23 protein-coding genes are annotated in these 24779 nt (G+C 59.7%); 11 read left to right on the plus strand and 12 right to left on the minus strand.

The features are described from left to right. The first annotated feature begins 18 nt into the window (after nt 1-18). Nucleotides 19-786 (plus strand): SDR family oxidoreductase, encoded by a 768-nt coding sequence (locus RHP74_RS03165; RefSeq protein ID WP_010464142.1) that lies wholly within the window; start codon nt 19-21, stop codon nt 784-786. Between the two features lie 133 nt (nt 787-919). Here RHP74_RS03165 and RHP74_RS03170 read toward each other — a convergent pair whose 3' ends face one another. From RHP74_RS03170 to RHP74_RS03200, 7 genes are all read right to left on the minus strand, one after another. After that, on the minus strand, nt 920-2047 hold the full coding sequence (locus tag RHP74_RS03170) for an AGE family epimerase/isomerase (protein ID WP_154912018.1): 1128 nt from the start codon (nt 2045-2047) through the stop codon (nt 920-922). Between the two features lie 165 nt (nt 2048-2212). Beyond that, on the minus strand, nt 2213-2785 hold the full coding sequence (locus RHP74_RS03175) for a HupE/UreJ family protein (protein ID WP_154502824.1): 573 nt from the start codon (nt 2783-2785) through the stop codon (nt 2213-2215). 29 nt (nt 2786-2814) lie between these two features. After that, a complete protein-coding gene (gene ureG, locus RHP74_RS03180) occupies nt 2815-3429 on the minus strand; it encodes an urease accessory protein UreG (protein ID WP_010464137.1) in 615 nt (204 codons plus the stop codon). A 23-nt stretch (nt 3430-3452) separates the two neighbouring features. Then, the gene (locus tag RHP74_RS03185) at nt 3453-4127 is read right to left on the minus strand and encodes an urease accessory protein UreF (protein ID WP_077748939.1); all 675 of its coding nucleotides are present in this window, start codon (nt 4125-4127) and stop codon (nt 3453-3455) included. Further along, on the minus strand, nt 4124-4624 hold the full coding sequence (ureE, locus tag RHP74_RS03190; protein WP_010464135.1) for an urease accessory protein UreE: 501 nt from the start codon (nt 4622-4624) through the stop codon (nt 4124-4126). Before ureE ends, RHP74_RS03185 begins: the two co-directional genes overlap by 4 nt. A 267-nt stretch (nt 4625-4891) precedes the next feature. After that, nucleotides 4892-5524, minus strand: a complete 633-nt coding sequence (locus tag RHP74_RS03195; protein WP_010464134.1) for a TetR family transcriptional regulator — start codon at nt 5522-5524, stop codon at nt 4892-4894. A gap of 174 nt (nt 5525-5698) precedes the next feature. Further along, the gene (locus RHP74_RS03200; RefSeq protein WP_081853972.1) at nt 5699-6235 is read right to left on the minus strand and encodes a hypothetical protein; all 537 of its coding nucleotides are present in this window, start codon (nt 6233-6235) and stop codon (nt 5699-5701) included. A 386-nt stretch (nt 6236-6621) separates the two neighbouring features. Between RHP74_RS03200 and RHP74_RS03205 the strand changes: the two genes are divergently transcribed. Continuing rightward, nucleotides 6622-8697 carry an AsmA family protein gene (locus RHP74_RS03205; protein WP_083375167.1) on the plus strand — a complete coding sequence of 692 codons (2076 nt, stop codon included), beginning with the start codon at nt 6622-6624 and terminating at the stop codon, nt 8695-8697. Nucleotides 8698-8799: 102 nt separating this feature from the next. Here the strand turns inward: RHP74_RS03205 and RHP74_RS03210 are convergent, their stop codons facing one another. Continuing rightward, nucleotides 8800-9330 (minus strand): bacterioferritin, encoded by a 531-nt coding sequence (locus RHP74_RS03210; protein WP_010464129.1) that lies wholly within the window; start codon nt 9328-9330, stop codon nt 8800-8802. Between the two features lie 127 nt (nt 9331-9457). Then, the gene (locus tag RHP74_RS03215; RefSeq protein ID WP_311097775.1) at nt 9458-10360 is read right to left on the minus strand and encodes a LysR substrate-binding domain-containing protein; all 903 of its coding nucleotides are present in this window, start codon (nt 10358-10360) and stop codon (nt 9458-9460) included. Nucleotides 10361-10477: 117 nt separating this feature from the next. Between RHP74_RS03215 and RHP74_RS03220 the strand changes: the two genes are divergently transcribed. From RHP74_RS03220 to RHP74_RS03230, 3 genes are all read left to right on the plus strand, one after another. After that, entirely contained in the window at nt 10478-11116 is a 639-nt protein-coding gene (locus RHP74_RS03220; protein ID WP_311097777.1) for an NAD(P)H-dependent oxidoreductase, read from the plus strand. After that, nucleotides 11116-11418, plus strand: a complete 303-nt coding sequence (locus RHP74_RS03225) for a multidrug efflux SMR transporter (RefSeq protein ID WP_311097779.1) — start codon at nt 11116-11118, stop codon at nt 11416-11418. The genes RHP74_RS03220 and RHP74_RS03225 overlap by 1 nt, the downstream gene beginning before the upstream one ends. A gap of 108 nt (nt 11419-11526) precedes the next feature. After that, the gene (locus tag RHP74_RS03230; RefSeq protein ID WP_077748945.1) at nt 11527-12417 is read left to right on the plus strand and encodes a triacylglycerol lipase; all 891 of its coding nucleotides are present in this window, start codon (nt 11527-11529) and stop codon (nt 12415-12417) included. 28 nt (nt 12418-12445) lie between these two features. On the opposite strand, the gene RHP74_RS03235 is transcribed toward RHP74_RS03230, so the two are convergent. Next, entirely contained in the window at nt 12446-13333 is an 888-nt protein-coding gene (locus RHP74_RS03235) for a DMT family transporter (protein WP_154502833.1), read from the minus strand. A gap of 97 nt (nt 13334-13430) precedes the next feature. On the opposite strand from RHP74_RS03235, the gene RHP74_RS03240 reads away from it, so the two are divergent. From RHP74_RS03240 to RHP74_RS03255, 4 genes are all read left to right on the plus strand, one after another. Continuing rightward, on the plus strand, nt 13431-14213 hold the full coding sequence (locus RHP74_RS03240) for a helix-turn-helix transcriptional regulator (protein ID WP_010464115.1): 783 nt from the start codon (nt 13431-13433) through the stop codon (nt 14211-14213). Between the two features lie 148 nt (nt 14214-14361). After that, on the plus strand, nt 14362-18762 hold the full coding sequence (locus tag RHP74_RS03245; protein WP_311097783.1) for a dermonecrotic toxin domain-containing protein: 4401 nt from the start codon (nt 14362-14364) through the stop codon (nt 18760-18762). A 98-nt stretch (nt 18763-18860) separates the two neighbouring features. After that, nucleotides 18861-19166: a PsiF family protein gene (locus RHP74_RS03250; protein WP_010464113.1), complete on the plus strand. Its 306-nt coding sequence runs from the start codon at nt 18861-18863 to the stop codon at nt 19164-19166. Between the two features lie 246 nt (nt 19167-19412). Further along, complete coding sequence (locus RHP74_RS03255; RefSeq protein ID WP_010464112.1) at nt 19413-20426, plus strand: AI-2E family transporter; 1014 nt, start codon at nt 19413-19415, stop codon at nt 20424-20426. A gap of 59 nt (nt 20427-20485) precedes the next feature. Here the strand turns inward: RHP74_RS03255 and RHP74_RS03260 are convergent, their stop codons facing one another. Continuing rightward, nucleotides 20486-21760, minus strand: coding sequence for an Hsp70 family protein (locus RHP74_RS03260; protein WP_010464110.1), 1275 nt, complete (start codon nt 21758-21760; stop codon nt 20486-20488). Nucleotides 21761-22054: 294 nt separating this feature from the next. On the opposite strand from RHP74_RS03260, the gene RHP74_RS03265 reads away from it, so the two are divergent. Together RHP74_RS03265 and RHP74_RS03270 are read left to right on the plus strand one after the other, a co-directional pair. Next, the gene (locus RHP74_RS03265) at nt 22055-23002 is read left to right on the plus strand and encodes a DnaJ C-terminal domain-containing protein (protein ID WP_010464109.1); all 948 of its coding nucleotides are present in this window, start codon (nt 22055-22057) and stop codon (nt 23000-23002) included. A 23-nt stretch (nt 23003-23025) separates the two neighbouring features. Continuing rightward, nucleotides 23026-23331, plus strand: a complete 306-nt coding sequence (locus RHP74_RS03270; protein WP_010464108.1) for a chaperone modulator CbpM — start codon at nt 23026-23028, stop codon at nt 23329-23331. Between the two features lie 141 nt (nt 23332-23472). Here the strand turns inward: RHP74_RS03270 and RHP74_RS03275 are convergent, their stop codons facing one another. Continuing rightward, complete coding sequence (locus RHP74_RS03275; protein WP_010464107.1) at nt 23473-24600, minus strand: sensor histidine kinase KdpD; 1128 nt, start codon at nt 24598-24600, stop codon at nt 23473-23475. Nucleotides 24601-24779 lie beyond the last annotated feature (179 nt).

Genomic DNA, 24779 nt, shown 5'->3' on the forward strand with positions numbered 1-24779 from the left:
CGAAGCAAGGAGAACACGATGTCCAACACCCTGTTTATTACCGGCGCGACCTCTGGTTTTGGTGAAGCCTGTGCCCGTCGTTTTGCCGAGGCCGGCTGGAAACTGGTGCTGACAGGCCGTCGTGAAGAACGCCTCAATGCCCTGTGCGCCGAGTTGTCGAAGCAGACCGAGGTGCATGGCCTGGTGCTCGACGTGCGTGATCGCAAGGCCATGGAGGAGGCGATCGCCAACTTGCCGCCGTCCTTTGCCAAGCTGCGCGGGCTGATCAACAACGCCGGTCTGGCGCTGGGCGTTGACCCGGCACCGAAGTGCGATCTCGACGATTGGGACACCATGGTCGACACCAACATCAAAGGCCTGATGTACGCCACTCGCCTGCTGTTGCCACGCCTGATCGCCCACGGCCGCGGTGCCGGTATCGTCAACCTCGGCTCCGTCGCCGGCAACTATCCGTACCCGGGCAGCCATGTTTATGGTGGGACCAAAGCATTCGTTGGCCAGTTCTCGCTGAACCTGCGTTGCGACCTGCAAGGCACTGGCGTGCGTGTCAGCAATATCGAGCCGGGCCTATGCGAGAGCGAGTTCTCGCTGGTGCGTTTCGCCGGTGACCAAGAGCGCTACAACGCGACCTACGCCGGTGCCGAGCCGATCCAGCCGCAGGACATCGCCGATACCATTTTCTGGGTGCTTAATGCCCCGGCGCACATCAACATCAACAGCCTGGAGTTGATGCCGGTGAGCCAGACGTGGGCCGGGTTTGCGATTGAGCGTAATGCCAAGGGTTAAGACCGCATAACGGCTTTCGCGGGCAAGCCGCGCTCCCACAAGACTTGTGTTGAATCGTCATTTCGCGAACGACAAAAAACCTGTGGGAGCGGCGGTGCGGCGATCCGAATTGCCCGCGATAGCTATCTGTCAGTCAGCCGAGATAATCGACCAGCCCTCGATAGCAAGTGGCCAAGTGATAAGGCGTGGTCGATGGCATGTCCTTGCGGCTGACTTCGCCCTGCTCGTCGCGACATTCATACCACCCCCCCGCATGCAAAAAGCGTTGTTGCAATGCCTGCAATTGGCGTTGCACCGAGCCTTCGCTATTTGGACGCAAGGTCAGGGCGCGCAGGTATTCAGCCTGGGCCCAGATGCGTTGAGTGGCATCCTTGGCAGAGCCATTCAGATCGAGCATCGCCGTCACCGCACCCGTTTGTGGATCAACGCCCAGTTGTTCGGTGAGTACAAACGCGCGCTCCAGCGAAGCATGCAGTTTTGAGCCGTGCAGCAGTGGTGAAGACTCCAGCAGGAAATACCACTCGAACTGATGCCCCGGTTCAAACCAGTTATCCACAGCGCCCAGCGGTTTTTCCATCAGCACGCTGTGGTGCGGGTCAATAAAACGCTTCTGCATGGCTGTGCATAACTCGACCAGCGCGCGCTGTACGGCGATGTCTTCTCGCACCGACAGGGTCGCGAGGAAAGCTTCGGCCAGATGCATCAAGGGATTTTGCAGGGGGCCGGAGTCGAGCGAGGACCAGTCGCGGTCGAGGCTGGCTTCGTACAGGCCGTCGCCTGTGGCGAAGCGCTGCGCCAGCACTTCCAGTGTCGCGTTGAGGACCGATTCCACCAACGGCTCGCGCACCTTGCCCCAGTAATGGGCGCAGGCGAACAGGATAAAGGCGTGGGTGTAGAGGTCTTTGCGCTGATCCAGTGGCGCACCTTGCGGGTCGATGCTGTAGAACCAGCCGCCGTGCTCGGCGTCGTGAAAATGCTGTTGCAAGGAACGGAACAACGCCGCGGCGCGTTCCTCGGCGGCCGGCACCTGGCCGATCAGGCTGGAAAACAGATACAGCTGCCGCGCGCAGGCCATCGCTCGATAGCGTTGGGGCGACAGCGGTTGATGCCCGGCGTCCAGCGCTTCATAAGGCAACGCCATGTCGGCATTCCAGCCGGGGCCTTGCCAGAGCGGCACGATCACGTCCTGGAAATGCTGTTGCACCGAGGCGAACAGAGCGGTCAATTCAGGCTGGGAGGCAGAGCGGGAAACAGGCGGCATTGGCTGGCGTCGTCACGGCAGGGTTGATTGCGCGACATGTTAGCAGGCCTGAGAGATGCGGTGTCTGTCAGGCCGTCTTCGCGAGCAGGCTCGCTCCCACAGGTGTACGCATTCCAATGTGGGAGCGAGCCTGCTCGCGAAGGGGCCATCACAGGCAATAAAAGATCAACCTGCGAGCAACCACGCACCAGTCGCCGCCGAAGCCGCACCGGCCAATCGAACCAACGGCGCCGCCGCTTGCGGCAACACGCGCACCACGGCATAACCCGCAGCATGCAACGCCGCCGTCGCCGCCACAAACCCTGCGGCATACGCCCAAGGGCTCGACATGTCCGGCAACTCCAGCCCATGGGCCACACCATGGAACAGCGCAAACAAAGCCGTCGCACCGACTGCCATGCTCAACGGCGGACGCACGGCCAGGGCCACGGCCAGGCCCAGCGCCAGCACCGACGCCGCAATGCCGCCTTCCAGCGCCGGCAGGTTCAGTCCTTCAAATCCCAGCAGTCCGCCAATCAGCATGGTGCCCACGAAGGTGCACGGCAGCGCCCAGCGCGCGGCGCCTTTCTGCTGCGCCGCCCACAAACCCACCGCCACCATCGCCAGCAAGTGATCAAGGCCGCCAATCGGGTGGCTGATGCCGGCGATCAAACCGTTGTCGCCATGACCCGGGTGCGCGAAGGCGATGGCCGGGGTCAGCAGCAGGGCCAGGGTGCCCAGGATGCGTTTCAGTGTCATGGATAAGCTTCCTTGTTGATAAGTCGTGATCAGGCTGCGGTCAGCAGGCCTTGGCGTTCGATGAAGGCGATGATTGCTTCCAGGCCCAAGCCGGTTTTCTGATTGCTGAAGACAAACGGCTTGCCGTTGCGCATGCGCGTGGTGTCGCTGTCCATCAGTTCCAGCGACGCGCCCACCAGCGGCGCGAGGTCGACCTTGTTGATCACCAGCAAGTCGGACTTGCAGATCCCCGGCCCGCCCTTGCGCGGCAGCTTGTCGCCCGCCGAGACGTCGATCACGTAAATGGTCAGGTCGGACAGTTCCGGGCTGAAGGTCGCCGACAGGTTATCGCCGCCGGACTCCACCAGAATCAGATCCAGCCCCGGAAAGCGGCGGTTCAGTTGATCCACCGCTTCGAGGTTGATCGAGGCGTCTTCGCGGATCGCCGTGTGCGGGCAGCCGCCGGTTTCCACGCCGATGATGCGCTCAGGGGCCAGGGCTTCGTTGCGCACCAGGAAGTCGGCGTCTTCGCGGGTGTAGATGTCGTTGGTGACGACGGCCAGGTTGTAGCGGTCGCGCAGGGCCAGGCAGAGCGCCAGCGTCAGGGCGGTTTTACCGGAACCGACCGGTCCGCCGATGCCGACGCGCAGGGGTTGTGTGTTCATGTGATTCTCCAAGTAAAAAGGCCCTAGGAACGGAACAGACGGCTGTACTGGCGCTCATGGGCCATGCACGCCAGGGACAGGCCGAACGCGGCGCTGCCGTAGTGTTCGGGGTTGATTCGGGTGGCGTCCTGCTGGGCTTGTTGCAGCAGTGGCAGCAGTTCGCTGGTCAGGCGTTGCGCGGCTTGCTGGCCCAGGGGCAGGGTTTTCATCAGCACCGCCAATTGATTTTCCAGCCAGCTCCAGAGCCACGCCGCCAGCGCATCTTGCGGGCTGATCTGCCAGGCGCGAGCGGCAAGCGCCCAGCCGAGGGCCAAATGCGGCTCAGGGCGCTGCTGGAGAAAGGCGCGGGCTGGCGCATCGAGTTCCGGCAAGCCGTTGAGCAGTTGTTGCAATGAATAGCCCATCTGTCGGCTTTCCTGATGCAGCTCGCGGGTTTCCCGGCTGGCACGATGTTCTTCGCAGCGTTGCAGCAACTGGCCCCAGTTCTCATCAACGGCAGCGGTGCAATGGGCGAGCAGCAGCGGCGCTTCGAAGCGTGCCAGGTTCAGCAACAACTGATCGCTGATCCAGCGTCGCGCGCTGTCTGCATCGTTCACCCGGCCGTTATCCACCGCCATCTCCAGGCCTTGCGAATAGCTGTAGCCGCCAATCGGCAGTTGTGGGCTGGCCAGGCGCAACAGCGCCCAGGCCGGGTTCATAACCGGACGCCGAACTGGTGCAATTTCGGCGGGTAGTTGAAGTCCTCGTCGCCGTGGCGGGAATGGTGATGGCCGCCCCCATAGGCGCCGTGTTCCGGCTGGAACGGTGCCTCGATGTTGTCGACGTTGGCCTCCAGCTGTTCGAGCATGGCCTTGAGTACGTAATCATCGAGCAGGCGCAACCAGCCATCACCGACTTGCAGGGCGACGTGGCGATTGCCCAGGTGATAGGCCGCGCGAGTCAGTTCGAACGCGTTGGCGCACGTAACATGCAGCAATTGTTCGGGGCGGGCGCAGACGCGGACGATGCGCCCATCTTCGGCTTGCAGGCACTCTCCGTCATACAGTGGCGGCTGACCGCGCTCCAAAAACAAACCGACGTCCTCGCCTTCGGCACTGAAACAGCGCAAACGGCTTTTGCTCCGGGCCTCGAAAGTCAGGTGCAACTCGGCGGCCCAGACGGGTTGAGGGTCGATTCTGCGATGAATCACCAGCATCGGAAGGCTTCCAGCAATGGACGATGTTCAGGCTAGAGCAAGGGGCTTGCCAATCGGGCGATACGTAGGAAATACCTGTCGGAGCGTAGTGGGTGGCTCAGGCTGTTGCGGGATTTTGAACTGGAATGGTGCGGGGATTTTTCGGTGGCACCAAATTGATGCCTTGACTGGTTTTGTGGACGTGAGCCTGCTCGCGATAGCGTCGGCACAACAACATTTGATGTGGATGACATTCCGCTATCGCGAGCAGGCTCGCTCCTACAGGGTTTATTCAGTGCTGCCGAGGCCTTGCCAATGCTTGAGGCCGATGAAGATGAAGCGCAGTTGTTGAGTGATTTTTGCCTGTGGCGTCAGGTGCTCAGGCAGCGCCTCGGCCGGTGGATCGATAATGTCCGGCAAGGTCGCGAACACACTTTTGACGATCAGGTCCGCCATGACGCTGAGGCCGGCGATGTCCAGATGCTGCAATTTCGGCATCAAGGACAGGTCGGCCGCGAGGTCCGAGCTGATGTCTTCCCGCAGGCGACCAATGGCCTGGCGCACGGGCAGCGATCCGCCGTACTGCTCCCGGGCCAGAAACAGGAACTGCGAGCGATTGGCCGAGACCACGTCGAGAAAGATCCGAACCGAAGCGTCAATGATGCCGCCCATGACAAACTCGTTATGGCGCACCAGGCGAATGGTCTCGCGAAAGGTCTGGCCGACTTCGCTCACCAGTACCAGGCCCAGTTCGTCCATATCGGCGAAATGCCGGTAGAAACCGGTGGGCACGATGCCGGCGGTTTTCGCCACTTCGCGCAGGCTCAGGCTGCCGAATCCTCGACCACATTCCATCAGGTGACGGGCAGCGTCCATCAGGGCGTTGCGGGTTTGTTGTTTCTGTTCGGCGCGGGGCAGCATCGCAAGGGTGTTTTTCTGGACAGGGACAGCGGCGCACTCTAGCAAATCGGCTTCGCTGGCGTCGAACGACTATCGGGGGATCAAGCGGGGATGTGCAACTTCCAATGAGGCAAAACCCTATAAAGTCAAAAGCCCAATCCAGGGATTGGGCTTTTTTTCAGGGCCGCCATGGGCTCAGCTCACAGCGCTGTTGCGTTCGATGACACGGTCACCACCACCTTCGGCGAGTGTTTGGCCTGGGGTGCGATCGGAACCATCGGCAGCCAGTGTTTGGCCTGGAGTGCGGTCGGAACCATCGGCAGCCAGTGTTTGGCCTGGGGTGCGGTCGGAACCATCGGCAGCCAGTGTTTGACCTGGGGTGCGGTCGGAACCATCGGCAGCCAGTGTTTGGCCTGGAGTGCGATCGGAACCATCGGCAGCCAGTGTTTGACCTGGGGTGCGGTCGGAACCATCAGCGGCGAGAACCTGGCCTTGTGGCGTTTTGTCATAACCGTCTTCAGTGATCAGGCCTTTTTCTTTCAAGCGATCATTGCCACCTTCGGCAAGGGTCTGGCCTTGTGGAGTGCGGTCGGAACCATCGGCAGCGACGGTTTGGCTGAACACCGAGCGGCTGTCTTTGACTTGTGGAGTGGCCTGGTCAGCAGCAGGCAGAGCGAAAGCGGTGCTGGCCAGCATTGAGAGGGTAAGGCTAAGCAGTAATTGGCGTTTCATGATGGGTTGCTCCTTGGGAGGGCGATAAAGTGGGTACGAGGGCAATGCTACTCTCGATAAGTCGATATAAAAGTTCATAAACGCAATGGTAATAATCAACGGAATTGATTGTTCTGCCGAAGCGCTCTAGAACGGGTGTCTCCGGCGATCGCTTTTGCACTGGAGTGGGTATTTTCGACCCACTGATGCCGCACAAAAGTGCGGGGGCGGTAACGCTGGATTCGGGGGCAGTCTCTCCCCGGTCGATTATTTGAGGATTAATCGATGTTTCGGTTAAACCTGCGGGCCGTTTTTCAGTCGTAGATTCCATGGCAGGCCGGTTCTGGCCTGTCGTTTCACACGTGCGTCGCAGTCAGGGCGCTCAGTCGTATCAGGAGCCCTGTGCAATGACGCGCACTCGTAAAATTGTTACCTGGACCTTCGCCAGCCTGATTGTCTTGCTGGCGGTATTGGTTCTGATCATCGCGTTCTTCGATTGGAACCGGATCAAACCGCCCCTTAACGCCAAAGTTTCTGAAGAGCTGCATCGTCCGTTCGCCATTAATGGCAACCTCGCGGTGGTCTGGCAGCGCGAGCCCGACGAGGGCGGTTGGCGGGCGTGGGTGCCGTGGCCGCACGTGGTGGCCGAAGACCTGAGCCTGGGCAACCCGGACTGGTCGAAAAAACCACAGATGGTCACCCTCAAACGCGTCGAGCTGCGTATTTCACCCTTGGCATTGCTGGCGCAACGGGTGGTGATCCCGCGTATTGACCTGACCGAGCCGAATGCCGACCTTCAGCGCCTGGCCGATGGCCGTGCCAACTGGACGTTCCAGTTCGACCCCAAAGACCCGAACGCCGAGCCTTCGAGCTGGGTGGTGGATATCGGTGCCATCGGCTTCGACAAGGGCCACGTCACCCTCGACGACCAGAACCTCAAGACTCAGCTCGATGTGCTGATTGATCCGTTGGGCAAACCCATTCCATTCAGCGATATCGTCGGCGACAAAGCCGCAAAAACCGCGCAGGAGAAAGGCGCGGCTCCCCAGGATTACGCGTTCGCGCTGAAGGTCAAAGGCCAATACCACAATCAGAAACTCGCGGGCGAAGGCAAGATCGGCGGGTTGCTGGCATTGCAGGATGCGGCCAGGCCGTTCCCGCTCCAGGCGCAAGTGAAGATCGCCGATACCAGTGTCGAACTGGCCGGAACGCTGACCGATCCGCTGAATCTCGGCGCCCTGGACCTGCGCCTGAAACTGGCCGGTACCAGCCTGGGCAATCTCTATCCGCTGACCGGTGTGACGCTGCCGGATACGCCGCCCTACGAGACCGACGGGCATTTGATCGCCAAACTGCATGAGCCGGGTGGTGCGGTGTTCCGCTATGAAGCATTCAACGGCAAGATCGGCGAGAGCGACATCCACGGCAGCCTGGCCTATGTCGCCAGCCAGCCGCGGCCGAAACTCAGTGGTTCGCTTGTTTCCAACCAACTGCTGTTCGCCGACCTGGCCCCGTTGATCGGTGCTGACTCCAACGCCAAGCAAAAGGCCCGTGGCGGCGAAAGCAAGCAGCCGACGGACAAGGTGTTGCCGGTCGAGGAGTTCAAGACCGAGCGCTGGCGTGACATGGACGCCGACGTCGAATTCACCGGCAAGCGCATCATCCACAGCGAAAAATTGCCGTTCAATGACCTCTATACGCACCTGGTGCTGACCGACGGTGTTCTCAGTCTGGAGCCTCTGCGTTTCGGCGTGGCGGGCGGCAACCTGGATGCGCAGATTCGCCTCAATGGCCGCACCGAGCCGTTGGAAGGCCGGGCCAAACTGACCGCGCGCAAGTTCAAGCTCAAGCAGCTGTTCCCGACCTTTGAACCGATGAAAACCAGTTTCGGCGAACTCAACGGTGATGCCGACATCACCGGCCGTGGCAACTCGGTGGCCAAGCTGCTGGGCAGCGCCAATGGCAATCTGAAAATGCTGATCAACGATGGCGCCATCAGCCGCGAGTTGATGGAGCTGGCCGGGCTCAACGTCGGCAACTATGTGGTGGGCAAGATCTTTGGCGACAAGGAAGTGAAGATCAATTGCGCGGCGGCCGACTTCGACATCAAGACCGGTTTGGCCACCACCCGATTGTTTGTCTTCGATACCGAGAACGCGATCATCTATATCGACGGCACGGCGAACATGGCGACGGAGCAGCTGGACCTGACGATCACCCCGGAATCCAAAGGCTGGCGGTTGATTTCGTTGCGCTCGCCGCTATACGTGCGGGGCAAGTTCATCAAGCCGGATGCGGGCGTGAAGGCGGTGCCGCTGATTTTGCGTGGCGCCGGGATGGTTGCACTGGGCGTGATTGCAGCGCCAGCGGCGGGGCTGTTGGCGTTGGTGGCACCGAGTGGGGGTGAGCCGAATCAGTGTGCGCCATTGTTGGAACAGATGAAGGCGGGCAAGGCGCCGGTGACCGTTAAACCAACGAAATAATGGGGTGTCAGTGTGGCTGCCTTCGCGGGCAAGCCTCGCTCCTTCAGGAGAATAATAAACCTGTAGGCGCGAGGCTCGCCCGCGAAGACGATCTGAAAGGCGCTAAAGATCTTTCAGAATGTCAGCCATATCATCCGCATGCTCTTCTTCCTGAGCCAGGATGTCTTCAAAGATGCGCCGGGTGGTCGGGTCTTTTTCGCCGATGTACTGAATGATCTCGCGGTAGCTGTCGATGGCAATCCGCTCGGCGACCAGATCTTCGTAGACCATCTCTTTCAGTGAATTGCCCGCCACATATTGCGCGTGGGAGTTTTTCGACAGCAAGTCAGGGTTGAACTCCGGCTCACCGCCCAGTTGCACGATGCGCTCGGCCAGTCGGTCGGCGTGCTCGGCTTCCTGGGTTGCGTGCTCGAGGAACTCGTCGGCCGCGACGTTGGCTTTCAAGCCGCTGGCCATGAAGTAGTGGCGCTTGTAGCGCAACACGCAGACCAGTTCCGTGGCCAACGACTCGTTCAGCAGGCGCAGTACTTCTTCACGGTCAGCGCTGTAGCTTTCGGTCACCGCGCCGTTCTCGACGTTCTTACGGGCCCGTTCGCGAAGGGTGGTTACGTCAGACAAATGCATGTCACTCATCTCGTTCTCCTGGAGGCTAATCCGGTTTGCGTCACCTTCTGGGGAAGTGATCGCTACTTAAGGTGTGAGTGATGAGCGCGGCGAAAAGTTTTATGCCATTTGTCCATCGTAAAAGCGCCCGAAATGGTCACGCCAACCCATGCCCGGACAACAGCGCCTCCTCGCGCAGCCACGCAAAAAACGCCCGCACCGGCGGATGCCGTTCGCGTCCCGGCACACAGAGTGCGCTATAGCCGGCGCCATCGACCTGGACCTCGCCCCGGTAGGCGACCAGTAAACCGTTGGCCACGCTTTCCGACACCAGGATATTGCTCGCCAGCACCAGCCCCTGCCCGGCGATCGCGGCTTGCAGGGCGTAATGCTCTTCGTCGTATTCACGGACCGCCGGTTGCCCTGTCAGCCAACGTTCGCCGGACTGCGCGCACCAGGCCGCCCAGCCGTGGGCATAGAGTTTGGAGTTGTGCCAGCGCACGCTGATCAGCGTGGGTACCCGCTCAGCCGCCAGGGCCACCTGCCCGGGCGAGCCATAGACGCCGAACGATTCGTCGAACAGGCACAGCCCATAAAGGTTCGGGTAATCACCCAGGCTGTAGCGCACCACCAAATCGACGCTGGCGTCCTGATGCAGATCGATGACTTCGCAGTGGGTGTCCAGGCGCAGGTTGATGTTCGGATGGCGGGCGTAAAACCGACCCAGACGCGGCACCAGCCACAACGCCGCGAAGGCCGCCGTGGTGGAGATCGTCAGGCTCGCGCCGCTGCGTTGCGGGCGCAGGGTGTCGACGCTTTGCGCCACTTCCAGCAGCGCGCCGTGCAGGCTGCGGAACAACCGTTCGCCGCCGTCGGTGAGGCGCACCTGCCGTGGCAGCCGCTCGAACAGCGGCACGCCGAGCCAGTTCTCCAGCGAACGAATCTGGTGCGACACCGCTGTGGGCGTCACCGAAAGTTCTTCGGCGGCGGCCTTGAAACTCAGCAGGCGCGAGGCGGATTCGAAGGCGCGCAGGGCGGTGAGCGGCAACGAGGCAAACATTCAAATACTCCATGGATGAAATGGATTCATCCAGACTGATTTCTACTCAGTTGAAGAAGGGCGGCTGCGAGCTTCAATCTGCAAGCCACAGGCAGTTTAGCCCTTAAGGAGATTCAGATGAGCAAGATTCTTGCGATCCATGCCAGCCCCCGTGGCGAGCGTTCCCATTCCCGGCGTCTGGCGGAAGTGTTTCTTGGCGCTTGGCAAGCGCGACATCCTCAGTCGCAGCTGACTCGCCGGGAAATAGGTCGGGCATTGATACCGCCGGTTAACGAGGCCTTTGTGGCCGCGGCCTTTTACCCCGAGCCCCAAGCGCGTCCCTTGTCGATGCAGGCCGACCTGGCGTTCAGCGATGAGCTGGTCGGCGAGTTGCTCGGTCAAGATTTGCTGGTGATTTCCACGCCGATGCACAACTTCAGCGTACCCAGCGGCCTCAAGGCCTGGATCGATCAGATTGTGCGGCTCGGGCTGACGTTCAATCACACCCTGGACAATGGCGTGGCGCAGTACGAGCCGTTGGTGCACGGCAAAAAAGCCCTGATCGTCACCAGTCGCGGCGGCTTCGGTTTCGGGCCGGGCGGCGAGCTGGAGGCGATGAACCATGCCGATCCGTTGCTGCGCACCGCGCTGGGGTTCATCGGCATCACCGACATCACCGTGGTGGCCGCCGAAGGCGAAGAGTCGGCCGAGCGCACATTCGAGATTTCGCTGGCCGAAGCCGAGCAGCGTTTGCTGACGCTGGCCCGGGAGTTCTGATGGCCTGGCTGTTTCTGCTGATCGCCGCCGGGTTCGAAGTTACCTTCGCCATGGGCATGAAGTACGCCGAAGGCTTTACCCGACTCTGGCCATCGCTGATCACGGTGGCCGCCGTCGGCGGGATTTACTTCCTGACCCTGGCCATGCGCGAGTTGCCGGTGAGCATCGCCTACCCGATCTGGACCGCCATCGGTTCACTGGGCACGGTGTTTCTCGGCTTTGCGCTGCTGGGTGAAAGCCTGACGGCGATCAAACTGGTGTCGGTGGGGCTGATCGTGGCAGGCGTGGTGGGGCTGAAGTAGGGTGGATGTCATAGACTGGTCGTCGAGTTGTCATCTTGGGTGACGATGCTTGGCTGACGTCTTGCATCGCGCCTTGCTTCATCTCACCGATCACAAGGATGTCCGTCCATGTCGCAAGGTTCTGCCACGCGTTATCCGTTGGTGCTGGTCCCGGGAATGCTCGGGTTTATCCGTCTGGTGCTGTATCCGTACTGGTACGGGATCATTTCGGCGTTACGCCGGGGTGGGGCGACGGTGTTTGCGGTGCAGGTCTCGCCGCTCAATTCCAGCGAGGTGCGCGGCGAGCAGTTGCTGGCGCGGATCGAGGAGATTCTGCGGGAAACCGGGGCCGAGAAGGTCAACCTGATCGGCCACAGCCAAGGCTCGCTCACGGCCCGTTACGCGGCCGCCAAACGTCCGGATCGCGTGGCGTCCGTCACGTCGGTCGCAGGGCCGAATCATGGCTCGGAGCTGGCGGATTATCTGGAAAAGCATTACCCGGCCGACACGTTCAAAGGACGGGTTCTCAGCGTGTTGTTGCGCTGGATCGGCGCGTTGATGAGCCTGCTGGAAACCGGCTATCGCGGGCCGAAGTTGCCTGTGGATATCCCGGCTTCGCACCATTCGCTGACCACTCAAGGCGTGGCGCTGTTCAATCAGCGTTATCCACAGGGCCTGCCTGAAACCTGGGGCGGGCACGGGCCGGAAGAGGTCAACGGCGTGCGCTATTACTCCTGGTCCGGGACGTTGCAACCGGGCAAGACGGACCGCGGCGGTAACCGGTTCGACGGCACGAACCGCAGTTGCCGGCTGTTTGCCAGAACCTTTGTGCGCGAAACCGGGCATTGCGACGGGATGGTCGGGCGTTACAGCTCGCACTTGGGGACGGTGATTGGCGATGAGTATCCGATGGATCACTTTGACATCGTCAATCAGTCGCTGGGGCTGGTGGGGAAAGGGGCGGATCCGGTGCGGTTGTTTGTCGAGCATGCGGCCCGATTGAAAGCGGCTGGCGTGTAAACGTCAGTTGGACCGCGAAGGCGTCGGGTCAGGCAACGCTGACCTTACGGCCCAACACGGTAGTCCAGCGCTCCGAAAGCACCACCCCACCCAGCGTCAACACCCCACCCACCAGGTGATACATCGCCAACTGTTCATTCAGTACCACCGCCGCAATCAACGCCGTAATCAACGGCAGCAAATTGAAAAACAGCGTGGTCCGGCTCGGTCCCAGGCGCACCACGGCCTGCATCCACGCCAATGGCGCCAGCATCGAAGCCAGCAAACAGGCATAAAGCACCAGCGGAATATTCTGCAAGGTCGGTCCGACCTTCGGTGAAGCGACAAACAACGGAAACAGCACCACCACCGCCACCAGCACCTGCAAATACAACAGCACCAGTGGCGGCAAGCGCAGCTGCCATTTTTTCAGCAGCGTGCTGTAGATCGCGTAGGCCAGCGTGGCGATCAGCATCATCGCGTCGCCCAGGTTCACGCCGTGCTCAAGCAGTGCGCCGAGGCTGCCGGACGACACCACCACCAACACGCCGGCGAACGACAACACCGCACCGGCCAATGCGCCCGCAGTCAGGCGCTGACCGAGGCTGGCGATTGCCATGGCCAGCGACATCAAGGGCATCAGCGACAAGATGATCCCCATGTTGGTGGCTGTAGTCAGCGTTGCGGCGAAGTACGCCAGGCTCTGATAGACGGCCATGCCGAGCACGCCAAGGATGAAAATCTTGCCCAGGTTCGGGCGAATCTGCGGCCAATGCGCGATCACCGGTTTGAGCATGAACGGCGTGAACAGAATCCCGGCCAGCAGCCAGCGATAGAAGCCGATTTCTGCGGGGAAGATCGCGCCGACCGCCAGTTTGTTGATCACGGTGTTGCCGGCCCAAATGAAAATGGCCAGCAGGGGATAAGCGTATTGCATCAGAAAAACCATCAACGTTAGTGAGGAGCGATTATCCGCCTGTCTGGATGCAAGCCTATACTTCAATCCAGACAACCTGCCCTTGATGACGGACAGCATGACCAGTAAACACATCGACCTGCTCGATTTTGCAGAATTGCCGTCCCCGGTCTATTTCCGTTATGCCGACTTCGACACCCATGAATATGCCTCGACCCACCGTCACCCGTGGGGCACCCTCGAGTATTCGGCCAACGGTGTGTTGCACATGGAAATTGGCAGCAGCCGCTTCATGTCGCCGCCGCAATACGCGGTGTGGGTGCCGCCACAGACCGAGCACAGTTTCTACAGCAATCAACCGATCAACTATCGCGCGGTCTGCCTGGCGCCGGTGTTGTGCACCGCGTTGCCACAACAAGCGTGCACGCTGGCAATCAGCGACATTCTCAAGGCGATCCTCAAGGACTTCGCCGCCCGCGACGTGAAAATTCCCGACCACGATGCGGACAAACGTCTGGCGCAGGTGTTGGTGGACCAGTTGCAACTGGCACCCATCCAGGAGTGTTTTTTGCCTTACGCCAGCAGCTCGGGATTGCTCGTAATACTTGAAGCCCTGCAAGCCGAGCCCGGGGACAATCGGCCATTGGCGCACTGGGCCGCGCAGATTCATGTCAGCGAACGCACCTTGGCGCGGCAGTTTGTCCGTGAGCTGGGCATGAGTTTCGGCGAGTGGCGGCAACGCTTGCGTTTCCTCGCGGCGATCGAAGCGCTGGACAGTCAACGCAGCATTCAAAACATTGCCTTCGACATGGGTTACAGCACCGGTTCGGCATTTATTGCGATGTTCCAACGCCAGGCTGGGTGTACACCTGAGCAATATCGTCGGCAACGAATTATCTGAGATAAAGAAGTCAGTGGGTGTTAGAGGTTTTAAGTGGTGAAGTTTCTTACAGGCTAATCGGAATTGAACTTCATTTGATTGAGTGATTAACGTTGTACGCTAGTTGCATGAGCCGTTTCTGTTCAGCAAACTTATGCAGAGTATCAATGTGACCACTTCAATCCGGATCGATGAAATATCAGCAACCGCAATACAACAAAAAAGCATACATCACGAACTTATAAAAAATGCTATCCCGGAATGGATGCGCCAAACTTCACCCCACAGAATCAGCGCGTTAAAAACCGTGATAGCCCCACTTCCGGAATGGATTAGCACCGCTTCACCGATGCAGCTCGCAGCCCTGCAGCGCGCCTCGGAGGAAAGCTGGCGGGCTCAAAACGATGTCGACCAGATGCTGAGCGAGACGCAAGATGTCTACGCCTTTGCTGAACCGCTGCTTCGTCAGGCGCTGAAAGATCAATACGGTGTAGACGTCGATGTAAAGGAAACTTTCTTGCAGTTGTTTTCTCCGCCCCATTTATCCCCTTGGGCCAACAATTTCAATAACGGCGTGGAATCGCGCATTGTTTCGCTGCTGGATGCGGCATTACATAACTTTTCGGATAAAGAAGTATTAACCTCTGATTCGCAGTTTATTACCCGGCCGGACAAATCGAATCGATTCGATATAACCGGTGTTCGTAACAACATGAGTGTCGACCAATTCAAGACACTTTGCCGCACTCTGGATATCGGCGCTCACTATAAAGCCCATCTTGAAGGCTATGTGCGCCCTGTCGACGGGCTGGCGCGTAGTGTGGTGCAGCAAACAGTCATAAAAAGCCAAAAGGCTGCGTTAAAAGCAGCCCTGTATCTGGCCAGCCTTAAAAATGACATCTCGGCCAGTGGCTACCTGGCTGTACAAAGCCTGCTCAAGGATATTAAAGCGTGGAAGATGGATGGCCTTCCCGTTCATTACTATCAGCTGAAAATTCTCGATGTCCAGTTGAGAGGCATCGTGCTGATCGCCCCTGATCTGCATATCCACGACAGCGCCGCCCGGCGAGTCATTGTCTATGTGCCACATGACCCGGAGCATCCACTGAAAGAGTACGCCTCGAAGGCCGAGTTCGCCCGTGAGCTCACTCGCCAATTGCGGGATGCCCCGAGGAATTCCACAAACAGTTATCAGCAGTTCTTCAGCCGTTTTGTCGACCATCAACAACGGGGGCGCTTCTTCTCGGCACTCAATGCCGCGCTGGTGGAAATAACCCAACACGACAAAATTCCGGGCGTCGATCAGCCGGTATGGCGCGAAACGCCCATCGAGAATCCGCGCCTGCACTTTGAGCACGTTCGGTTCGAGAACGACATCCATACCTTTTTTACGGGCGACCCTTGGCTTTATCTCTACCAGCAACAGCAAAACAAAATCCTGAACGACGCCCGGGAGATGGTCATCTCGACGCAAGATGCCGATCGTATGGAGCGCTGGGCGTGGTTCGACAACCTGGAAAAAATGCTTTCCGACGTCTTCAATGCCGCGTTAATGGTGGTGGGGCCTTTCATACCCTTTGTGGGCGAGGTAATGATGGGTTACATGGTTTATCAGTTGGTCAGCGAGGTCGTCGAAGGCATTGTGGATCTGGCTGAAGGTCTCTATCTGGAAGGGGCCGAGCACATCATTGGGTTTGTCGAAAGCCTGGTCCAGTTGGTGGCCTTCGCTGGCGGCATGAAAATCGGCAGTGAGGTGGTACTGCCCAAGTTGTCATCGTTCATCGAGTCGACAACACCGGTCACGCTCGCCAACGGCGCCAAACGCCTGTGGAGCCGCGACCTTGAGCCCTATCAAAAACAAAACCTGACCCTGACTGCGGATTCAAAGCCTGATGAAACCTGGCTGCACCGGCATGAGGGCAAGCCGATTCTCAAGCTGGACACCCGGCACTTCGAACTGACGAAAGATCCACAGAACGGTAAACACAGGGTTAAACATCCGACCCGCTCCGACGCCTATCAACCCGTGGTGGAGAGCAACGGCGAAGGTGCCTTCGTGATTGAAGGCGAGCAACCCCATAGGTGGGATGACTCGACCTTGATGGCGCGACTCGGCCCGGACATGGGTGAACTGGCCGATGCCTACGGCGACATCCGCACGGTCAGCCAGACCGATGCCAGTGCGATCCGCCAAATGTATGCCGACAATGAGCGGCCATCGCCGTTGCTCAGCGATACCGTGACCCGGTTTCGTATCGACCGTGACATCCAGACCTTCATCGAGCAGATGGGCAGCGAGCGTGCGCAAGATTACTCAAGCGCCGATCCCGAGATGCAATTTCAGCTGCTCGATGGTCTGTGGCCCGGCAATGCGATTGAGCTGGTAGACGCCAGGGGCGAAGTGCTTCGGGTCATCGGTCGCGCGGGCGGGCCGGGTGTCCAGATAAACAGCAATCGTCTGGCTGACGTCGATCTGCTCAAGACGCTGTTATCGCACCTGGATGAAGCACAACTGAACACCTTGTTGGACGTCGAGTTCCATATCACGCCCAGCACGCTGGAACTGAACGCCAAAAATCTGCGGGCCGAGTTGGCGAAACGGGCCAGGAGCAAGCGCACGTCGCTGTTCAACGCACGTTATCGTCGTGTCGAAGCTGCCACGAGTGACAGCGCAAAAACGATCCAGGCCCAAGTGCCGGGCCTGCCTGGCACTGTCGCCCGGGAGTTGCTGTCCATCGCCACGCCCTCCGAAGTCCAGGCGATTGAGCGCGGGCAGTTGCCCGCAAGGCTGGAAAACCTCGCGCGTTGGGCGCTGCGAGACGTGCGCATGAGTCGTGCTTATGAAGGTTTTTACCTCGACTCGGTCGACAGTCCCGACATGGACCGGCTGGCGCTGCACTCCCTTGAGCATCTTCGCGGCTGGAATCCCGATGTGCGCATTGAGGTCCGACGGTTCGAGTACGACGGAACCCTGCTCGATAGTATCGGCCAGGACGACGCAGGGATTCGCCGTACGCTCGTCGAGCTTCATGACTCGACATTCGTCGCTTATGACGAAGACGCAAATGCCCTGCATTCGGGCATGGATCTGTTTTCCGCTATTTTGCAGGCGTTGCCGGACGCCGAGCGTAACGCGCTGAACATCTATATCGGCCAGGGGGCCAAACTGAAGCTGGCCCTGCGCGACAACGCATTGCAGCCCTATCAGTTGCTGAAGGTGCTGGACGGTCTGCCGGTTCTTGACCCGCTCACTTACGATCCTCAATTGATGCGCCTGCGTGGTGGCTCGCCGGGCGCGGGCGGCGAACGTGCAGTCCTGGAAGACATCGGCGGCCAATACAGCGACCTGGTCACGGTAGCGTTCCATCCTTCTGTTTCGGCATTCAAGCGATTCGATTATCTGCGCGGCCTGAAACTGATTCACGACAGCCTTCCACAGGATTATCTTTTCGACCTTTTCGAGGCGCTGAACGCAGCCAATGCGACCGGAGAGGCCGGGCCAGGCCTGCGGATCGTCCAAAGTATCGAGGCGTTGCCTGATCTGCAGAAGCTGATGCTGCCAGAGCAGTTCAACGCGTTGACCGGGCGCCTGTTTACCAAAGAGGGCCTGGTGCCGCTCACTGAACTGGAACGAAACCTGGGGTTGAATGCGCGCAATCTGGAACAGACCGGGCGGGTCAATGCTTACCAGGCGCTGTTACATTCAGTCCGGGAGAACGGTGTAACGCCAAGTCCGGAGCTGGCTGATTTAAGCAGCTATGGGGAGTGGTTTTCCCAGACCGTGGTCGAGACCGAAGGGCCGGTTCAGGTATCGCCTCAAACCATGGCCAACTTGAAAATGGCGCAGGACGCGATCTATCGAGCCAAGGAGCTCCTGCCGTTATCGGGGAATCAGTTGCCAAGCATGTGGGAAAACGGCGGTTCGGCGATTGCCAAAATCAAAGGCCTGCGAGGGATGGACCTTGAGGAGGGCGGGTTCTCTGCAAAATTGACCACCGCTGAGGCCGCTCGCAAAGCCATTGATATCAAGGGCGGGAATTGTTCGGAGAACTCGAAGGTCACGTTTTCGATTCTCGCCAGCCAGCCCCGGACGTCCAGCATTCACATTGTCAGGGCCACCCGTTTTGATCATCAATATGTAGTGATAGGAGATGATCTGAGCAATCTTGATGCTCTGGTCGTCGCTGACTCGTGGCCGGAATTTCCCGCAGCGCACTTGGCCAGCAATGCACACTTCAATTTCGAAATGCCGCCGGTGACCACACTGACCCCCGGGCCGGCCGTGGCCGAGTACGCCTTTATCAATGAAGCCGCGCCAGGGCCGGCGGTATTGCCTGCGGTTTCCGAGGCGAACACGTTCCGGCAGATAAAAATCAACAAGCTCTATGAGGAGGGTGCGGCATATGCCCAATGGACGTCGTTGCGTGAGCTTGGACAGACTTATGCGGTCGAGGGGGGCACGCCGGTCTTGTTCGAGCGGATGCCCGCGTCGGTCATTGATAACCGGGTTGATGCTTATCAGCGATACCGGGAAGCCTTTAAAGATCTTCTGGAATCGGAGGCTGATTGAGGGCCATCGGTTGCGTCGGTGGATGAATGTGTAACAGGGGTTGTCTACACTCCAGATTGAGGCTGCGCCCCTCGGTGCGGCAACAAGGAGAAAACTCCATGATGATGTTGCGTGTCCCTTTGTTGATGATCGGTTTGCTGCTTAGTGCCCAGGGCTTCGCCGCCACTGAGCAACAGAACAAGATGACCACCTGCAACGCTGACGCTACCGCGAAAGGCCTCAAGGGCGACGAGCGCAAAGCCTTCATGAGCACCTGCCTCAAGGCGGCACCGGCCGCCAATGACGCCAAGACCTTGACCCCTCAGCAAGAGAAAATGAAAACCTGCAACGCCGATGCGGCGACCAAAGCGCTTAAGGGTGACGAGCGCAAAGCATTCATGAGTGATTGCCTGAAGAAAAAATAAATAACTGAGTCATAACGGGCGGCAGATTGGGGTGGCTGTGAGGGCCCCTTTGCGAGCAAGCCCGCTCCCACAATGGAACTGTGTTCGCAGGACTGATGTGGGAGCGGGCCTGCTCGCGAAGGGGCCAGCATGGCCGCTATAAAAAATCGCCCACGCCCCACTAAGGTCGCCCTACACAATCCCTAGTGCTGGCCTGCGAACGCTGGCAGACTGCCAATCCTTTTACGTCGTTCGTTTTGAGGCTGTATGCCAACGTTTTCTCAACGCCACGTTTTGCTGCTGATCAGTTGGGTCATCATCTTTGGTGGTTTGCTGCTGGTGATCCCGCTGCGACTGCTGCCTAGCCTGCTGGCCGGGTTGCTGGTGTTCGAACTGGTCAACATGCTCACCCCGCAGTTGCAGCGGCTGATCGAAGGTCGACGCGCGCGCTGGCTGGCGGTGGCGTTGCTGGGGACGTTAGTGGTCAGCGTGTTGACCCTGATTTTTGCCGGCGCCATCAGCTTTTTGCTGCACGAGGCGGAAAACCCGGGCGCATCGCTCGACAAATTCATGCACGTGGTTGACCGCGCGCGCGGGCAGCTGCCGCCGTTCATCGACGCCTATCTTCCGGCCAGTGCCGCGGAATTTCGCGTGGCCATCGGCGAGTGGATGAGCAAGCACCTGAGCGACTTGCAACTGGTCGGCAAGGACGCGGCGCACATGTTTGTGACGCTGCTGATCGGCATGGTGCTCGGGGCGATCATCGCCTTGCAGCGCATACCGGACGTGACCAAGCGCAAGCCGCTGGCTGCCGCGTTGTTCGACCGCCTGCACCTGCTGGTCCAGGCGTTTCGCAACATCGTCTTCGCCCAGATCAAGATTTCCCTGCTCAACACCTTCTTTACCGGGATCTTCCTGGCGGTGATCCTGCCGATGTTCGGCGTCCAGCTGCCGCTGACCAAAACCCTGATCGTGCTGACCTTCCTGCTCGGTCTGTTACCGGTGATCGGCAACCTGATGTCGAACACGCTGATCACCATCGTCGGCTTGTCGCTGTCGATCTGGGTCGCCATGGCGGCGCTGGGTTATCTGATTTTTATCCACAAGCTCGAATACTTCCTCAACGCGCGCATTGTCGGCGGGCAGATCAGTGCCAAGTCGTGGGAGTTGCTGCTGGCAATGCTGGTGTTCGAGGCCGCGTTCGGCCTGCCGGGGGTGGTGGCGGGGCCGATTTATTACGCGTACCTGAAGAGCGAGTTGAAGCAGGTGGGGATGGTGTAACCACCCCATGATCGTTCCCACGCTCTGTGGTGGGAACGATCACTACCTCGGGTTGCGAATCAGTCCATCGTGCCGTAACGCTTCATCGCCTCGATCGCCAACCCGCTGCCGATGCTGCCGAAGATGTTCCCTTCCACATGCCGCGCATTCGGCAACATCGCCGACACGCTGTGGCGCAGCGCCGGAATGCCGCTCGAACCGCCCGTGAAGAACACCGTGTCGACCTGATCGACCCGCACGTTGGCGTCGTTCAGCAGTTGGGTCACGCTGTTGCGCACGCGCTCCAGCAGGTTGTCGATGGCCGACTCGAACAGCGCGCGACTCAGCTCAACGCTCAAGCCCGGCTCGATGCGGTCCAGCGGCACATGGCGGCTGTCGGCGTGGGTCAGCTGGATCTTGGTTTCTTCCACTTCCATGGCCAGCCAGTGTCCGGCGCGCTGGTCGATCAACTTGAACAGGCGATCGATACCGCCGGTGTCTTCGATGTCGTAGCGCATGCTGCCCAGGGCCAGGGTCGACTTCTGCGAGTACACCGAGTTGATGGTGTGCCAGGTCGCCAGGTTCATGTGGTGGCTGGTGGGCATGTAGGCGCCGCTCTTCATGCGGCTGCCGTAGCCGAACAACGGCATCAGGCCCTGCAGGCTCAACTGCTTGTCGAAGTCGGTCCCGCCGATGTGCACGCCGCCGGTGGCGAGGATGTCGTCGTGACGGTTGTCGTGGGTGCGGCGCTCCGGGGACAGGCGCACCAGCGAGAAGTCGGAGGTACCACCGCCGATGTCGACGATCAGCACCAGCTCTTCCTTTTCGATGGTCGACTCGTAGTCGAATGCCGCCGCAATCGGTTCGTACTGGAACGACACATCCTTGAAGCCGATGGCGCGCGCCACGTCCACCAGGGTGTTCTCGGCTTCCTGGTCGGCCATTTCGTCGTCATCGACGAAGAACACCGGGCGGCCCAGCACCACTTCCTCGAATTCCCGACCGGCGGCCGTCTCGGCGCGCTTCTTCAACTGGCCGATAAACAGCCCGAGCAGGTCCTTGAACGGCATCGCCGTGCCGAGGACGCTGGTGTCGTGCTTGATCAGCTTGGAGCCCAGCAGGCTCTTGAGCGAGCGCATCAGTCGGCCTTCGTAGCCTTCCAGGTACTCGTGCAGCGCCAGCCGACCGTACACCGGGCGGCGTTCTTCCATGTTGAAGAACACCACCGACGGCAGGGTGATCTTGTCGTCCTCCAGCGCGATCAGCGTTTCCATGCCGGGGCGCAGCCAGCCGACGGTGGAGTTGGACGTGCCGAAGTCGATACCACAGGCACGGGCTGGAGATGCGTTTTTCATGACTTTCAGGTTCCGGTTAAAAAACGGCCGCGCAGTGTATGTCAGTGCGGCGCAGATTCGAAGGCCGACTATCCGCTAAATACACCAATGGCGCCTTGATAAGATGGCCGGATGCCCCAAACTTGTCTGCATTGAGCCTGGCAGCCATCGGACGGTCGCAAGAACCGCCCACTGCTGCCGATAAACTTCTGACGCGCTACCCGGTCACAAACTTGAGATCGGTCAACCCGGCGCCTGGAAATACGCGCAGACTACGGTGACGGCGCGATATCGATAACGGATGGTGATCCTTAGATGGACTTCAAAGACTATTACAAGATTCTCGGTGTGGAACCGACCGCGGACGATAAGACGATCAAGGCGGCTTATCGGAAACTGGCGCGCAAATACCACCCCGATGTCAGCAAGGAAAAGGACGCCGAGGCCAAGTTCAAGGACGCCTCGGAAGCTTATGAAGCGCTGAAAAGTGCCGACAAGCGCGCCGAATATGACGACTTGCGCAAATACGGCCAGCACGGCCAACCGTTCCAGGGGCCGCCGGGTTGGCAGGGCCGTGGCGGCGGTGGGTTTGGCGGTGGTCAGGACACGGGCGATTTTTCGGACTTCTTCAGTTCGATCTTCGGCAACCGTGGTCCGGGTTTTGGTGGTGGACAGTCGGGCCGCAGTGCCGGGCGCCGAGGGCAAGACGTGGAAATGGAACTACCGATTTTTCTGGAAGAAAGCCTGTCGAACGAGTCGAAGAAGGTCTCCTTCCAGGTGCCGCAGTACAACGCGGCCGGCCAGCACGTCAGCAACACCAGCAAAAGCCTGAACGTGAAAATCCCGGCCGGTGTGACCGACGGCGAGCGCATCCGCCTCAAGGGCCAAGGGGCGCCGGGCATCGGTGGCGGGGCCAACGGCGATCTGTTCCTGATCATTCGCTTTGCGCCGCACCCAAAATTCGACGTCGAAGGCGAGAACCTGATCATTACCTTGCCGCTGGCGCCCTGGGAGTTGGCGCTGGGTACCGAAGTCGCCGTGCCTACACTGACCGGCAAGATCAACCTCAAGGTGCCGGCCGGCAGCCAGAACGGCCAGCGCATGCGCGCCAAGGGGCACGGTCTGCTGAACAAGGCGGGCGAGCGAGGCTACCTGTTCGTGCAATTGAAAGCCGTGATGCCCAAGACTTCGAGCGACGAGGTCAAGGCGCTGTGGGAAGAACTGGCGAAAAAAGCCGCTTTCGACCCGAGAGAAAATTTCTGATCCAAGAGACGGAGTAGCCCATCATGAGCAAGCCCCTGATCGTTCAACTGGACATGGCAGAATTCTGTGAGGCGACCGAGCTGTCGGACGTCTACGTGATCGAAATCGTCGAGCACGGCATCCTCGAACCTCAGGGCAAGCAGCCCAAGGATTGGGTTTTCAACGATTACGAGCTGGCTCTGGCCAAGCGCGCCGCCAAGCTGCGGCGCGATCTGGAGCTGGAGTGGGAAGGCGTCGCCCTGGCGCTGGACCTGCTTGAAGAGGTCCAGCAGCTGCGGGCGGAGAATCGCATGCTCAAGCAGCGGTTGGGGCGGTTGGTCGTCGAGTAGTGTTCTGCTGGTTTTGTGTCGTTTGACACGGCCCCTTCGCGAGCAGGCTCGCTCTCACATTGGATCGGGTTCTTCCAGAAGGAATACGGTCAACTGTGGGAGCGAGCCTGCTCGCGATGAGCGATGACGCGGTCCGTGGTATTAAACCTTGCGCGGCAACACCACGGTAAACAGCGTGCCGTCCGCTTCGCTGGAACTGACCTCGATCGTCCCGCCGTGTGCATCGACCACTTCCTTGACGATAAACAACCCCAAACCAAGGCTGGTGGAGGGTTGGCCGAGCTGCTCGTCAGCGCTGCGCACCAGCGGATCGAATATCGTGCCGATCGCTTCCTCGGGGATCGGAGCGCCATAGTTATGCACCGTGAGGCGAACCGTGTCCGGCTCGCCCGTCAGGGTCACCGTCACGTCACGCTTGTTCAACCCATGCTGCAAGGCGTTGCCGATCAGGTTCTGCAACAGTTGACTCACTCGTCCGGCATCCCAGGCGCCTCGGGTGTCACCCTTTACGTGGACCGTAGGATCGCACTCGGGGTTACCGGCGCAGGCTTCGGCAATCGCCGCATGGGCGGCATCGGCCAGGTCCATGGGGGCCCGTTCGATCGGCAGGCTTTTACCCAGGCGACTGCGCACCAGCTCCAGCAAATCGCCGACCATCGCCGCCATGTGCCGCGCGCCGTGCTTGATGTTGACCGCGCAGGTCAGCGCATCGCCTTCAAGCTTGGCTTTGCGCAGCAGTAATTCGGTGGACATGCTCACCGCTTGCAAGGGCGCCCGCAGGTCATGCCCCAGGATCGCCAGAAAGATATCCCGCGAACGATTGACCTGCTCGGCGTAGGCCGCGGTGGATTCGGCGAGTGCTTCGTCAATGGCTTCGTTGAAACGGATCATGTCCTGGAAATAGGCCATGTCCGGAGACGCCAGGCTGTCGACCCACAAACGGATGACGCAGGCACGCAAATGACGGAATTCCGATGTCATCTGTACCAGATCAAACCCCACGGTATGCCGCAGTTCGCCATGACTGGCACCGGCCTCGTCCAGGCTCGGGGTTTTTTCCGGGCCTTCGCCCTTGGCCTTGGCCATCTGTTCGCTGGAGGTTTGCGCGGTGGTCATGTCACGCGCGGCGGCCAGCAAAATGACCTTGGCGTGATCGCGCAGGGCGACCTTGTCCATGTGCTCGGCCGCCGGGGTAATGGTGCTGGCGAACTGCTCCCATTCATCGACGATACGGTCTACGTGTTGCCTGATGAAATCGGGTAGGCGCATGTCCGGTTTCCTGATGGGAATTCTGGCGCATCTTAGCCCCTTTGCTGCCCGCTAAAAACTACCATTACGCGGGGGAGCACTTTTGTACGGGGTTCGGGTGGTAATTGCCTGTTTTTTAGATTCTTAAATCGAATGCGACGTTGATGTATTCGTGATTTTGGCGTTGTTTTTTGAGCTTT

The sequence above is a fragment of the Pseudomonas sp. SG20052 genome (genome assembly GCF_031766055.1).
Lineage (GTDB): Bacteria > Pseudomonadota > Gammaproteobacteria > Pseudomonadales > Pseudomonadaceae > Aquipseudomonas > Aquipseudomonas mandelii.

Excerpts from the sequence above, each read along its gene's own strand:
- RHP74_RS03165 (WP_010464142.1), top strand. The coding sequence starts at position 19 with ATGTCCAACACCCTGTTTATTACCGGCGCGACCTCTGGTTTTGGTGAA.
- RHP74_RS03170 (WP_154912018.1), bottom strand. The coding sequence starts at position 2,047 with ATGCCGCCTGTTTCCCGCTCTGCCTCCCAGCCTGAATTGACCGCTCTG.
- RHP74_RS03175 (WP_154502824.1), bottom strand. The coding sequence starts at position 2,785 with ATGACACTGAAACGCATCCTGGGCACCCTGGCCCTGCTGCTGACCCCG.
- ureG (WP_010464137.1), bottom strand. The coding sequence starts at position 3,429 with ATGAACACACAACCCCTGCGCGTCGGCATCGGCGGACCGGTCGGTTCC.
- RHP74_RS03185 (WP_077748939.1), bottom strand. The coding sequence starts at position 4,127 with ATGAACCCGGCCTGGGCGCTGTTGCGCCTGGCCAGCCCACAACTGCCG.
- ureE (WP_010464135.1), bottom strand. The coding sequence starts at position 4,624 with ATGCTGGTGATTCATCGCAGAATCGACCCTCAACCCGTCTGGGCCGCC.
- RHP74_RS03195 (WP_010464134.1), bottom strand. The coding sequence starts at position 5,524 with ATGCTGCCCCGCGCCGAACAGAAACAACAAACCCGCAACGCCCTGATG.
- RHP74_RS03200 (WP_081853972.1), bottom strand. The coding sequence starts at position 6,235 with ATGAAACGCCAATTACTGCTTAGCCTTACCCTCTCAATGCTGGCCAGC.
- RHP74_RS03205 (WP_083375167.1), top strand. The coding sequence starts at position 6,622 with ATGACGCGCACTCGTAAAATTGTTACCTGGACCTTCGCCAGCCTGATT.
- RHP74_RS03210 (WP_010464129.1), bottom strand. The coding sequence starts at position 9,330 with ATGAGTGACATGCATTTGTCTGACGTAACCACCCTTCGCGAACGGGCC.
- RHP74_RS03215 (WP_311097775.1), bottom strand. The coding sequence starts at position 10,360 with ATGTTTGCCTCGTTGCCGCTCACCGCCCTGCGCGCCTTCGAATCCGCC.
- RHP74_RS03220 (WP_311097777.1), top strand. The coding sequence starts at position 10,478 with ATGAGCAAGATTCTTGCGATCCATGCCAGCCCCCGTGGCGAGCGTTCC.
- RHP74_RS03225 (WP_311097779.1), top strand. The coding sequence starts at position 11,116 with ATGGCCTGGCTGTTTCTGCTGATCGCCGCCGGGTTCGAAGTTACCTTC.
- RHP74_RS03230 (WP_077748945.1), top strand. The coding sequence starts at position 11,527 with ATGTCGCAAGGTTCTGCCACGCGTTATCCGTTGGTGCTGGTCCCGGGA.
- RHP74_RS03235 (WP_154502833.1), bottom strand. The coding sequence starts at position 13,333 with ATGCAATACGCTTATCCCCTGCTGGCCATTTTCATTTGGGCCGGCAAC.
- RHP74_RS03240 (WP_010464115.1), top strand. The coding sequence starts at position 13,431 with ATGACCAGTAAACACATCGACCTGCTCGATTTTGCAGAATTGCCGTCC.
- RHP74_RS03250 (WP_010464113.1), top strand. The coding sequence starts at position 18,861 with ATGATGATGTTGCGTGTCCCTTTGTTGATGATCGGTTTGCTGCTTAGT.
- RHP74_RS03255 (WP_010464112.1), top strand. The coding sequence starts at position 19,413 with ATGCCAACGTTTTCTCAACGCCACGTTTTGCTGCTGATCAGTTGGGTC.
- RHP74_RS03260 (WP_010464110.1), bottom strand. The coding sequence starts at position 21,760 with ATGAAAAACGCATCTCCAGCCCGTGCCTGTGGTATCGACTTCGGCACG.
- RHP74_RS03265 (WP_010464109.1), top strand. The coding sequence starts at position 22,055 with ATGGACTTCAAAGACTATTACAAGATTCTCGGTGTGGAACCGACCGCG.
- RHP74_RS03270 (WP_010464108.1), top strand. The coding sequence starts at position 23,026 with ATGAGCAAGCCCCTGATCGTTCAACTGGACATGGCAGAATTCTGTGAG.
- RHP74_RS03275 (WP_010464107.1), bottom strand. The coding sequence starts at position 24,600 with ATGCGCCTACCCGATTTCATCAGGCAACACGTAGACCGTATCGTCGAT.